This is a genomic window from Candidatus Cardinium hertigii (assembly GCF_003788695.1).
This window is the reverse complement of sequence record NZ_RARA01000013.1, coordinates 3100-16728: the sequence shown is the minus strand read 5'-3', so window position 1 is coordinate 16728 and position 13629 is coordinate 3100. Positions and strand designations below refer to the sequence as shown.

Below are 13629 nucleotides of genomic sequence, written 5' to 3'. Positions count from 1 at the left end.
CAGTATCATGAAATAGTTCTCAATATGAATGATATACTAAAAAAGATTGTGCAGTATTTTGGACCTATGGCTTGTAGAATATATGATATTGAATATGAAAATATCTAACAGGGCCCAAGGTCTATCTAATGAGGTTATATTTTGATTATATGGAGTAAAAAGCTTAACAAGAAAAGGAAAATTGTCGCTTTATAGCCCGTTTTTACGAAAATAATAAGGCTAACTAATACGAATTTGTCGCTAAAAAAACTAAAAATGGGAAAATATATATTTTAAAAATTTTATGCNATGTTTACATTTACGTTTACTTGCTGAAATATCTGCTAAACTTAATTGACCACTTGTTTGGATTGCCATAACTATACATTAGTAATAATTCTAAAAAATTAAACACCGAAAACTCATGTTAAATTAACCATTTTTTCAATGAGGGGAAAGTGGATTATTTATGATTAAATTTAATTGTCTATTGCAACGGCCTCAAAGTAACTTTAAAAGAAGCAGTTTTTTTAAAATGGATAAAATCATCAATCATTAAATATTAGCCATTTGCTATAATCTATAAAATATGGCTGTCACGCAAATGAACGGATATGTAATTTTGCAATATGGTATCCAGCTGATCTTCCGTAANACTGCCATAACCCCAAAAATGGCAAAAAATAACAAAAAATAATACTGGAAAAATAGAAAAAATTATACTGTCGGCCTGTTGCAACGGCCTCGATACAGTTGTTGGTGCTATTTGTAATAGTTCCATGATTAGGTTTCTTATGCCGTATTTATGCCACTTAAGCTTATTAAGTGTAGCACGCGTCATATTTTTCCATGCTGCTCGACTGACTGATTGTTTAATAGTATGCATATAGAAAAAATCTGGCGTATTGAGTGAAAAATGCATAGGATGGATGCTGATAACTTTTCTTTCCTGACAGAGGATAAGATTTTCCAATTTTTTATCTAATTCCATAGGGTGCTTGCGCCATAGATAGCCACCATCTTCTAAGAAGATAGGTATTTCAATCAGCCCAGATCTATCCCTAAATGGAGCAATAATTTCCAAATCTTGTGCATACATTTGAAGATAGGACCATGCCTGCTTCTATCATAGCCTGCTTAGAGGCATTGCATATAGCAAACCGATGGCAACGAAAAGCTACAAGATTATGGGGTAATGCAGTAACATACTTTACCCCCTCTTCAATTGTGGAGCCGTGTGAGGAATGTAAGCCAAAATAGGGATGAAGACCTACATCCATTAAACTTAATTGACCGCTTGATTGGATTGCCATAACTATACACTAATAATGCTAAAAACAATAAACTCTAAATACGCAAGTTAAGTTAACCATTTCCTCAATGAGGGAAAAATCGAATATGGATGACTAAGTGTATTTGTCTATTGCAACGGCCTCAGTGTGTATGCTACAATTTAATCCCCATCATTATTATTACTACCTATACGCCGCTGTAGATTCTTTTGTGTTTCTTTTGACACTTTATTCCCTTTTTGTCTACCATGAGGCACTACAGCGCTTACTATACCAGATGGTGTATGAAGGGTACGATGAGACCCTCTACTACTGGTAGTAGTAGTTCCTGATTGTTCTGAACGTGATTTATTACAAACATTTATAAACTTAATTAGATCATTATAGTTATTCATAGGCTGTTCTTGAAGGAAACTTAACCTTTCTTTATTACGTTTCTTTTGGTTTTGTTTACGTTCTTCTTCTTCTGCTGCTGCTGCTTTCTTAGCAGCTCTACGTTGACTTTTAGTTTCCCGCTCCATATAGCTCGTATAATCTTCTAATATTTTTAAGGTATCAGGCAGATTATCAGAATTAAAACCAAGTTCCGTAAAAAAGTTTCTAATATTTTTATCCTCCTCTTGATTAAAGAATTCCTCTAATCCAATAGATTGCCATTCCTTATAGGTGCGGGGCATGGCAATAAATTTATTAAACCATTCTTGTTTTCTTTGCTTAGTTGTAGATAATTCAGGAAAAAATGTTGAAAGAAAATTCTTAGCAAATTCCCTACGATCATAATCAATCATAGAAATTCGATAAGCCTTATAATCATCTTTATAACCTATAAACACTTGGTTAATACTCAAATCTACTTCAATCATAATTCCTGATCTGGTTTCTAATGCATTGTTTGCATATATAAATGTAGGAAAAGTCAGCGCTTCTTCTGCATTAGATACCGTATTACAAGGCTTCCACTTAACAAACGCTTGATCTACCATAGAAGAATTTTTTTTTGCAGGTGCAACAAAATAATGATACCCTTCTTTTCTCCAAAAAAGAATATGTTTAGCACAAATCGTCGCCATACTTTTTCTTATTTGGCAAATATCTGTTTTACATTTAGTAGTTTCTTCCAGTATTGCCGAAGGAGAACCAGTAAACCCAGATTTTAGTTGCATACAAATAACGGCCAACATCATATTCCCATCTATTAAAAGTCTCTTATTCATATTGACTGGAATGGTGGGTATTCCAATTATTCTGTGCATGGACAATTCGAATATATCGCTATCCCTATTATCCGGTCTGTTAATTTGTTGCATCGCCTGCTTTTCCTCATCCGAATGTGGCATAAATAGATTTAAAATCTCTTGAATTACAGGCTCAAAAAAAACATTATCCCTGATTGACAGAGGCTGGCCTGCTACAAGCAGCTTACGATCGTCTAATATCTTAAAAATACGATCTATGGTTTGCTGAAACTGTTCAGCTGCTTTGTAAAAACAACTGCTGGAAAGCCCTCTTAATTCAGCATCATTATTTGTATATATTGTTGTTTTATCATTTCCAAATGACATATTACTACTACAAGTACAATTGAGAACATTATGTATTAATACCATCCAAGCCATTAATCTAGGTAAATAACTTATTTTAAAATTTGAGGATGGAATGGTCTCTTGTGAAAATTGGTCAAACCCTTTTAGTAATCGTTGTAAATAAGGAGGCGTAAAATCGAACCCGTGCGCTATGATTATATCATTTATATGATCCGGTAATTTTTGTATGGGTTCTACCTTTAAATTGTTTACCTTTTCTACTAAATTTTCCATCCTGGAAGCTTGCATCATACGCTGATTCATCCTAGTACAGGAAAATAGCAGGACTAGTAGGCTTAACCAGCTAAAACTAAAAACAATAAGCCCTCTTTTTTTAATGTAAACAACCATATTATATTATATCTTAATAAGTAAACAAAAACTTCTCCCAAATTTAGGATTTTTATCTTAAAAATAAAAAAATTATGAAAAATATCTTGGCCATTGCGGCCGGCTTCTTAGACGGATTGGGATTTGAAGCCGCTAATACACAATCCGCTTAGATAATAAATGGGTTGTCCGAAATACTAAAATTAGGCTTAGTCCAATACCTCCCCTAAGTCATTGATCAAATCCTCTACTGCTTCCAGGCCAATAGATAATCTTACCCAACGATCATTACATTTCGTTGCTTGCTTATTAAGCAAATCTTTTTCAAGATAGCTATGCACAGGGAAGGCCATAGATACCACTGAACCATTACCTAAAGCCATTTGAAAGAGTTTTAACTTACGACAAAACATCGTTGCATTTAAATGCCTATCTTCTTTGATTTCAAATATTATAAGCTCACCTGAATCTTTCCTATGTTTGTCATGTTTTCTCCTGAGTTGTGTATCAGGATGATTAGATAAGCCTAGGCACCTAACGCTTTTAATATGAGGGTGCTTCGTAAGATACTGGGCAATCTTTTGTGTATTTTTGGAATGTGCTTTGTACCGTACCATATAAGACTGGAGGTTATTCATTATTAAATATGCACCAAAAGGATCCAATGATGCACCACATGCATGACGACCTTTAGCATAGATCTGTTCTATAAGCTCTTTTTTCCCAGCAACAGAACCACCCAGTACATTCCCGTGACCATTTGGTATTTTTGACAGATCATGAAACATAATGTCCACTTTACAGCTATTACCTGTATACTGGTGTATACCTCCTAATGTTCCATCCATGCTTGTATAAACACCATTTTTGTAAGCAATCTTACAAATCTCATCGATGTCTACAAGACGCAACATGGGCTGAAATAAAGGTGCAAAGTGAATCAACTTAACATTGCCATTACGCTTGTCTTCTATTTTCTTTGTAAGCTCTTGTAGATAGCCCTCCTTAAGCGTTATAACCTCCAATTTAATACCAAAATGGTCTCTAAAATGTTCTAAAGCGCATTTTGTTTTCCTAGAAGCTTCCTGAAAAATAATAACACGATCATCTTTCTCTAATAAGGAGAAAAAAGTAGAAGTAATGGCTGCTATCTTGGAGGCATAAACCAAACAAGCTTCTCGTTTCTGTACTTCAGCAAGCCTTTGCTCAAGATCTGTATTGGTTACATGTCTGCCCCTGGTATAAAGAAATTGCTTTTTATCAAAGAAATCTATATTAGGCGCAGGCACCGAAAGTGTAGCGTGTTGAATAGGCGGCAAAATAGGTATATAGGTTTTGAAATACGCAGGATAATCTCGTGGATCAAAGGGATGAATGAACTGTGTACTGAGCTTCCATTTAGAGGGATGCAATGGATGGTTGCATAGGTTTAATGCTTGCTTAAGATCTGCAATTAAATCATCTGGATCTTCTAACCCTATTGACAATCTTATCAATTGATGCCTGCCGATGGCCTTTTTAGAATTGCCATGATTAACAAAGTGATTCAAGGGTATGACCAATGATTCACAATACCCACTTCCCCATGTCATTTGAAATAACTTTAATCTTCGGCAAAATTCCTCTCCATTTTCAGCAACTTGCGAGTCAAGCTCCAGGATGATAATATCTCCCATACGACCCTGCATTTGTTTGGAAATAATGGCTTTATCAGGGTGATGATCTAAGCCAAGGTAGTGGATTGCTCGAATTGTTTGCGTTTCCCCCTTTGTTTTTTTATTGTAATTTAGTAGAAAATCAACAACTTTTTTAGCACTGGCATGTTGTCTATCATAACGAAGCTCATATGTTTTCAAATGACTTGCCAATAAGGCAGCTCTGTAGGGATCCATTTCGCATCCAAATAAAACTTGACCTTTAAAGTAAATCTGTTCTATAAGCTCTTTTTTCCCAACAATAGCCCCCCCCAGCAAATCACCGTGACCATTTGCAATTTTTGACAACGCATGGCATACTATATCTATTTGATCATAAGCACTATAGTGATGAACACCACCCAATGAAGCATCTAAACTGGTCAGTATATTATATTTTTTTGCTAGCTGTACAATAGCATCTATATCTACCACCCGTAACATGGGGCCTAAAGGTATTTCAAAATGAATAAGTTTAACCTGTTTCCCTTCCTGTAAGCGCTCTTGGATTTTTTTTTGGATTTGTTCTAAATAATCATCATAGGGATGGAAACTTACTTCATCAAATTGGATGCCAAAGTTTCGCAATGTATGCAAACAAGCTTTCGATAAGCTGTGATTTTCGCTAAAACAAATAACTGTGTCACTAGGCTGCTTCAGTAGCGAAAAAAATAGAGATGAAATAGCAGCCATACCTGAAGTAAAGACCAAACATGCTTCTCTGTTTTGTGCTTTGGCAAGCATGATTTCCAATTGCTTAATATTGGGATTTTTATCTTCACGTTGATCCAAGTAATAGGTCACATCACTGTTATGCGTACGCCACCATTTTAATGCATCCCTATTATGAAGCATATAAATGGAATGATAAACAGGAGGGAATAAAGGATTGTTACCAAGCAGTGTCTCAACCTTGCGAGGATGAATCAATTGCGTATTGGCCTTCCAAAGGATCCTATTGGTAGGTACAGTATCTTCCCTGCAAATGGAAGAAGTTGGCATAGCTGCTGGAGTATCGCTAACACAGGGTTTGTTTTTTGTATGTATATCCTTAACCATAGAAGCACTGCTGAAAATAACGACGATAAAAATAAGCTTACATATGGTATCCGACGGTTTCCAAAAAAATCTATAGTTCATTAGTTATTGTTTTTAATGCGTTGGCCTAACAGGTATAGTTACCTGGCAGTATCAAACACAGTCCAGCTATTGCTTTTCCCACTAGCTAGTAACAGCAATCACCACTACCTCAATTAAATACATAACATTCCATGTAAATTCTCTTCCTTCAAATGTAGTTAAAATTAATTTAATACCTTTTAACTTTTGTTCATAATCCCATAAAAAAAGTAGAATAGTTACAGCTGTGATATGCTCACCACCAACTTACGAATTTTTTTTCGATTCTAGCAAGCATTAGCATTTTTTAATGCTTAACCGAGCAGTCGCATATCCCTTAACACCTACTTTTGAGGCTGCTACATACATAAGCTCCATACCAGTTTATCCACTTTATCTAAAAAGCTGTTGCTTCTCCTTGCTATATTTTCTTTTCCCATAGATACCATAATGGCAACCAGCTAAACTAAATAGAACCAATGTCTGTTTAATACAGCAGTAGCAGATATGTACAACACAAATACAGTATGCCTTTGTAAAAATGGCATTATTAATGCTTAAAACGATTGTTTACGTAAATAGGATAATCAAAATGCCAAGCTGTAGGCAGCAGCAGAATAAGCCATCTCTCCAAATTGCATGATACTTATAGAGTGCTTAAAACCGTTTATTAATGTATCTACTAACCTAGTACCACCATCTCGATGGGTTATATTTGGGCTAAATTTCTCTGTAACTACTAATAATTTCATCCCATACCATCAAACAAGGTTTCGTAACCCTTAAACACTTTTGACCAACAAAATGTATCACCTATAGGTCTTTTGACTAAAGGCGTATTTAAAATAGCTTCCACTTGATCTACCATTGTATGGAAATCAGCTATGTCAACCAGTAAGCCATACGGTGGTACAACGATTTCTGATAAAGCGCCACCCTGACCCGCTATTACAAAAGTTCCAGCTGTTAGCGCTTCTAAGATAGAACGACCCATGCCTTCTGCATGCATATATGAACCACCTGGAACCTTTGTTAGGTGATCACTACTTAACTGCATATAGATAGATGCCTCTACCATTTCTTGACATATTTGTGCATGGTCTAATACGCCAAGAAACTTTATAACGTTAGTAAGCTTATACGCAGCTACTTGCCTTTTGATTTTTTCCAATAAAGGGCCATCTCCTGCTAACCTTAATGTAAAACTATAGCCTCGCAATACCAATTCATACGCTACATCTACCATTATAGCATGGTGTTTATAGGGAACAAAACGCGCAGCACAAAAAATAGTCAACCGCTTAGGATGTAAAGCTTTTGTTGCTTTTAATGCAGCTGTATGAACACCCCCTATAAAACATTGAAAAGGAGCTGTTATACCCATTGCACGTAAGCGCGTTTCTGTATAAATAGAATTGGTTAACAGTATATCTATTGTATCATTTAAAGTATCGACCCAATAGATCCTACGCGCCAAATAACTGGATTTTTTTTTGCTCACCAGATCTGCCTTTAAGATTTCATTACCTCCCGTACGGTATATAAATTTAGCTTTTGGAAAGCCATTGCGCAGTTGCGCAAATGTTTCTATCCATCTCCCACTATTGAAAAATAAAAAAGATGGACAAAATAAGTCCGCTAGTGTATCTAGCTGTATCAATCGGTTATTACCCTTTAAAATAACACAATTTTGTCCTATAGCATTTTTGGTAACTATGCCCAGTATATGAAATTTATGGTGATTATCAAAATATTCTATAAAATACTTGGCATGTATTTCCATACCTCCAATTAATGGAGGGAGGCGATCTGCAAAGAATAGAATACCCCATGGTTGCATGTATTTTATGTATCCGTTCATTTGCGTGGCAGAAATATTTTTAATTTAACTACTAAATTAATTGTATCCGTTCACATGCCTGGCAGCCATATTTTATAGATTATAACAAATGGCTAATAATTAATGATTTTTGCAAAACTTCATTAACAATAGTATCTTTGCAAAGAGTGCCTCTATTCTGCTTATAGGATAGAGAAGGACATCAAACTTCTTACTTCTTAATACAGTTAAGAAGGATAAAATAGTTATAACATGATTCATTAAAACGCAAAAGAAGTATAACAGTGGCTTGATTTGTGCCAAGCGCATTTGAAATATGAAACGATACAATTAAACGAATAAAATATGAAAAAGCAGTTTATTCTTCCTAGGTTATTCTTATTAGGTAGCAGTTTTACGGCATGTCAGGTTAGCAACCAGGCAATAGATGAAAAATGGCTTCCAACTGAGTTAATGGACGAAACAATGAAATGTATGTCTACATATAATCTTGAAAGGCTGCAACAGGGTTTGCCACAAAGGTCTTATGCAACTGCTGATGCAGCTGCTGTTGCGGATCGTGTATTGGCTAAACGTCAACATTATTATGCCTTGTATAGATCCTATGTAGATCAATTCAGCACCCTAACAGAACTTCGCAATTGGCCGGATGGCACCGATGAAAACCATTTGCGTGCAGCAGCTGAAGCTTTGCCATACAATCGAAGCATTACTAAGATTGAACTGAGTGGCAGAAGAATTGGTTCTGACGGGGCAAAAGCGCTAGCTCGGGCTTTGGAAAAGAATAGTACCATTAAGACGATTCAACTGTGGAATAATAACATTGGTTCTGACGGGGCAAAAGCGATAGCTCAGGCTTTGGAAAAGAATAGTACCATTAGGAAGATTTACCTGGATATGAATGATATTAGTTTTAACGAGGCAAAAGTGATAGCTAAAGCTTTGGAAAAGAATAGTACCATTACGGAGATTAATCTGGGGGGTAATAATATTGGTTCTGATGGAGCAAAAGCGATAGCTCAGGCTTTGGAAAAGAATAGTACCATTACGGAGATTAATCTGGGGGGTAATAATATGGGTTCTGACGGGGCAAAAGCGATAGCTCAGGCTTTGGAAAAGAATAGTACCATTACGACGATTTACCTGGAGAGTAATAACATTGGTTCTGAAGGGGTAAAAGCGTTAGCTCAGGCTTTGGAAAAGAATAGTACAATTACGGATATTAGCCTGTGGAGGAATAACATGGGTTCTGCAGGAGCAACAGCGATAGCTCAGGCTTTGGAAAAGAATAGTACAATTAGGTGTATTTCACTGAACAGTAATAATATTGGTTCTGACGGGGCAAAATCGTTAGCTCAGGCTTTGGAAAAGAATACTACCATTACGACGATTAGCCTGATGAATAATAATATTGATTCTGAAGGGGTAGTAAAGCTAGCTGGGACTTTGGAAAAGAATAGTACAATTATGTATATTTCACTGGGTGAGAATAATTTTGGTTCTGAGGGGGCAATAGCGCTAGCTGTAGCTATTATAAAGAGACAAATGCAATCACACTCAAGACTAAATATTTACCTGGATTGGAGTGAAACTGGTATTACAGAAGAAGCAGCACGAGCTCAGGCTTTAGAAAAGATTAACAGAGAAAGGAGGCGTTCCCAGTGCAATATACTTTAACTTGGTTAAAACATATGCGGAACACTTGCATACCCTAACGGTTCTTGAGTTTTGGAGGATAGAGCAGGACATTTAAGCTTCTTATATACAGTAGAAAGGATAAAATAGTTATAACTGTAACTGACTGATTATTAAAACGCAAAAGAAGTATAGCAATGGCTTGATTTGTCCTTAACACTATAAAACAATACAATTAAACGAATAAAGATATGAAAAAGCAGTTTATTCTTCCTAGGTTGTTCTTATTAGGTAGCAGTTTTACGGCATGTCAGGTTAGCAACCAGGCAATAGATGAAAAATGGCTTCCAACTGAGTTAATGGACGAAACAATGAAATGTATGTCTACATATAATCTTGAAAGGCTGCAACAGGGTTTGCCACAAAGGTTTTATGCAACTGCTGATGCAGCTGCTGTTGCGGATCGTGTATTGGCTAAACGTCAACATTATTATGCCTTATATAGATCCTATGTAGATCAATTCAGCACCCTAACAGAACTTCGCAATTGGCCGGATGGCACCGATGAAAACCATTTGCGTGCAGCAGCTGAAGCTTTAGCATACAATCGAAGCATTACGAAGATTGACCTGGCTTTCAGAAGTATTGGCTCTAAAGGGGCAAAAGCGTTAGCTCGGGCTTTAGAAAAGAATAGCACAATTACGAATATTTACCTTACTGGGAATTCAATTGGTTCTTGCGGGGCGGCAGCGCTAGCTAAAGTTCTGGAAAAGAATAGTACCATTACGAAGATTATCCTGTGGCATAATAATATTGGTTCTGAAGGGGCAAAAGCGTTAGCTCAGGCTTTGGAAAAGAATAGTACCATTACGGATATTTCATTGGCTTATAATAATGTTGGTTCTGAAGGGGCAAAAGCGCTAGCTCAGGCTTTAGAAAGAAATAGCACAATTATAAATATGGACCTGAGTTCGAGTAATATTGATTGTAAAGGTGTAAAAGAGCTGGCTACGGTTTTGGCAAAGAATAGCACAATTAGGTATTTTAGTCTGCATGATAATAATGTTGATTTTAAGGGGGCAATAGCGCTAGCTGTAGCTATTATAAACAGAGAAGTACAATTATCAACACTGAATATTTACCTGGACTGGAGTAAAACTGGTATTACAGAAGAAGCAGCACGAGCTATGGCTTTGGAAAAGATTAACAGAGAAAGGAGGCCTGCTCAGTACAACATACTTTAAATTGGTTAGAACATATGCGGAACACTTGCATACCCTAACGGTTCTTGAGCTTTGGAGGATAGAGCAGGACATTTAAGCTTCTTATATACAGTAGAAAGGATAAAATAGTTATAACTGACTGATTATTAAAACGTAAAAGAAGTATAGCAATGGCTTGATTTGTCCTTAACACTATAAAACAGTACAATTAAACGAATAAAAATATGAAAAAGCAGTTTATCCTTCCTAGATTGTTCTTATTAGGTAGTAGTTTTACGGCATGTCAGGTTAGCAACCAGGCAATAGATCATGCAATTGAAATACGGCTTCCAAATGAGGCCGTTGCAATAGAAAAATGGCAACGTATTTTTTATAGAAATCTAGATGTAACTTGTACATTTTTGTACGTTTACAGCACTAAAATATTATTTTTTATGTACTTTTAAAGACTTTTTAGTAATGATTAGGTAGACGCTTATTTCTTTTATTAAATTTTTGTTTCCTATTGCAACGGTCTCCAAATGAGTTAACGGATCTTTCACCTGAGTTAACGGAACAAATAATGAAATGTATGCCTGGTGCATATCATCTTGAAAAGCTGCAACGGCGTTTGCCACAAAATTCTAAGGAAGCTGCTTTTGTGCGTGCTGAATTGGCTAGACGTCAACATTATTATGCGTTGTATAGATCCTATGTAAATCAATTCAGTACCCTAACAGAACTTCGCGATTGGCCAAATGGTACCGATGCAAACCATTTGCGTGCAGCAGCTGAAACTTTGGCATATAATCAAACAATTAATAATATTTGGCTGAGTGACAGTAACATTGATTTTGATGGGGCAAAAGCGCTAGCTCAAACCCTAGAAAAGAATAGCACAATTAGGAAGATTTACCTGGATAGGAATAATATTGGTTCTGAAGGGGCAATAGCGATAGCTCAGGCTTTGGAAAAGAATAGTACAATTACGACGATTAACTTGGATATTAATAACATTGGTTCTGACGGGGCAACAGCGATAGCTCACGCTTTGGAAAAGAATAGTACAATTAGGTTTATTTCACTGAACAGTAATAACATTGGTTCTAACGGGGTAAAAGCGATAGCTCACGCTTTGGAAAAGAATAGTACAATTAGGTTTATTTCACTGAACAGTAATAACATTGGTTCTAACGGGGTAAAAGCGTTAGCTCAGGCTTTGGAAAAGAATAGTACAATTACAACGATTAACTTGGATATTAATAACATTGGTTCTGAAGGGGCAACAGCGATAGCTCGGGCTTTGGATTGGTTAGAACATATGCGGAACACTTGCATACCCTAACGGTTCTTGAGCTTTGGAGGATAGAGCAGGACATTTAAGCTTCTTATATACAGTAGAAAGGATAAAATAGTTATAACTGACTGATTATTAAAACGTAAAAGAAGTATAGCAATGGCTTGATTTGTCCTTAACACTATAAAACAGTACAATTAAACGAATAAAAATATGAAAAAGCAGTTTATCCTTCCTAGATTGTTCTTATTAGGTAGTAGTTTTACGGCATGTCAGGTTAGCAACCAGGCAATAGATCATGCAATTGAAATACGGCTTCCAAATGAGGCCGTTGCAATAGAAAAATGGCAACGTATTTTTTATAGAAATCTAGATGTAACTTGTACATTTTTGTACGTTTACAGCACTAAAATATTATTTTTTATGTACTTTTAAAGACTTTTTAGTAATGATTAGGTAGACGCTTATTTCTTTTATTAAATTTTTGTTTCCTATTGCAACGGTCTCCAAATGAGTTAACGGATCTTTCACCTGAGTTAACGGAACAAATAATGAAATGTATGCCTGGTGCATATCATCTTGAAAAGCTGCAACGGCGTTTGCCACAAAATTCTAAGGAAGCTGCTTTTGTGCGTGCTGAATTGGCTAGACGTCAACATTATTATGCGTTGTATAGATCCTATGTAAATCAATTCAGTACCCTAACAGAACTTCGCGATTGGCCAAATGGTACCGATGCAAACCATTTGCGTGCAGCAGCTGAAACTTTGGCATATAATCAAACAATTAATAATATTTGGCTGAGTGACAGTAACATTGATTTTGATGGGGCAAAAGCGCTAGCTCAAACCCTAGAAAAGAATAGCACAATTAGGAAGATTTACCTGGATAGGAATAATATTGGTTCTGAAGGGGCAATAGCGATAGCTCAGGCTTTGGAAAAGAATAGTACAATTACGACGATTAACTTGGATATTAATAACATTGGTTCTGACGGGGCAACAGCGATAGCTCACGCTTTGGAAAAGAATAGTACAATTAGGTTTATTTCACTGAACAGTAATAACATTGGTTCTAACGGGGTAAAAGCGATAGCTCACGCTTTGGAAAAGAATAGTACAATTAGGTTTATTTCACTGAACAGTAATAACATTGGTTCTAACGGGGTAAAAGCGTTAGCTCAGGCTTTGGAAAAGAATAGTACAATTACAACGATTAACTTGGATATTAATAACATTGGTTCTGAAGGGGCAACAGCGATAGCTCGGGCTTTGGAAAAGAATAGTACCATTACGGAGATTAATCTGGGGGGTAATAATATTGGTTCTGAAGGGGCAATAGCGATAGCTCAGGTTTTGGAAAAGAATAGTACAATTAGGTTTATTTCACTGAACAGTAATAATATTGGTTCTGACGGGGCAAAAGCGTTAGCTCAGGCTTTGGAAAAGAATAGTACAATTAGGCAGATTAGCCTGGTGAATAATAATATTGATTCTGAAGGAGCAGTAAAGCTAGCTGGGACTTTGGAAAAGAATAGTACAATTACGGGGATTAATCTGGAGGGTAATAACATTGGTTCTGAAGGGGCAATAGCGCTAGCTGTAGCTATTATAAACAGACAAGTGCAATCACACTCAAGACTGAATATTTACCTAGAT

9 protein-coding genes and 1 pseudogene are annotated in these 13629 nt (G+C 36.2%); 6 read left to right on the top strand and 4 right to left on the bottom strand.

Going from position 1 to position 13629, the window contains the following annotated elements:
* Nucleotides 1-1040: 1040 nt before the first annotated feature.
* The 4 genes from EDM02_RS00555 to EDM02_RS00540 all read right to left on the bottom strand — a co-directional run bounded on the left by EDM02_RS00555 (nt 1041) and on the right by EDM02_RS00540 (nt 7837).
* Nucleotides 1041-1292 (bottom strand): hypothetical protein, encoded by a 252-nt coding sequence (locus tag EDM02_RS00555; protein ID WP_123662230.1) that lies wholly within the window; start codon nt 1290-1292, stop codon nt 1041-1043.
* 140 nt (nt 1293-1432) lie between these two features.
* Nucleotides 1433-3106 carry a hypothetical protein gene (locus tag EDM02_RS00550; RefSeq protein WP_123662228.1) on the bottom strand — a complete coding sequence of 558 codons (1674 nt, stop codon included), beginning with the start codon at nt 3104-3106 and terminating at the stop codon, nt 1433-1435.
* Between the two features lie 287 nt (nt 3107-3393).
* Complete coding sequence (locus tag EDM02_RS00545) at nt 3394-6018, bottom strand: PLP-dependent transferase (protein WP_123662226.1); 2625 nt, start codon at nt 6016-6018, stop codon at nt 3394-3396.
* A gap of 727 nt (nt 6019-6745) precedes the next feature.
* Entirely contained in the window at nt 6746-7837 is a 1092-nt protein-coding gene (locus EDM02_RS00540) for a glycosyltransferase family 4 protein (RefSeq protein WP_184891053.1), read from the bottom strand.
* A gap of 345 nt (nt 7838-8182) precedes the next feature.
* Here EDM02_RS00540 and EDM02_RS00535 point away from each other — a divergent pair, with 345 nt between their 5' ends.
* The 6 genes and pseudogenes from EDM02_RS00535 to EDM02_RS05880 all read left to right on the top strand — a co-directional run.
* Nucleotides 8183-9514: a leucine-rich repeat domain-containing protein gene (locus EDM02_RS00535; RefSeq protein WP_123662222.1), complete on the top strand. Its 1332-nt coding sequence runs from the start codon at nt 8183-8185 to the stop codon at nt 9512-9514.
* Between the two features lie 209 nt (nt 9515-9723).
* A complete protein-coding gene (locus tag EDM02_RS00530) occupies nt 9724-10716 on the top strand; it encodes a leucine-rich repeat domain-containing protein (protein ID WP_123662220.1) in 993 nt (330 codons plus the stop codon).
* Between the two features lie 203 nt (nt 10717-10919).
* Entirely contained in the window at nt 10920-11141 is a 222-nt protein-coding gene (locus tag EDM02_RS00525; protein ID WP_123662216.1) for a hypothetical protein, read from the top strand.
* Between the two features lie 59 nt (nt 11142-11200).
* Nucleotides 11201-12019 carry a leucine-rich repeat domain-containing protein gene (locus tag EDM02_RS00520; RefSeq protein WP_123662218.1) on the top strand — a complete coding sequence of 273 codons (819 nt, stop codon included), beginning with the start codon at nt 11201-11203 and terminating at the stop codon, nt 12017-12019.
* A gap of 165 nt (nt 12020-12184) precedes the next feature.
* Nucleotides 12185-12406 (top strand): hypothetical protein, encoded by a 222-nt coding sequence (locus tag EDM02_RS00515; protein WP_123662216.1) that lies wholly within the window; start codon nt 12185-12187, stop codon nt 12404-12406.
* Nucleotides 12407-12522: 116 nt separating this feature from the next.
* Nucleotides 12523-13629 (top strand): annotated as a pseudogene (locus EDM02_RS05880) (leucine-rich repeat domain-containing protein); the annotation flags it as partial.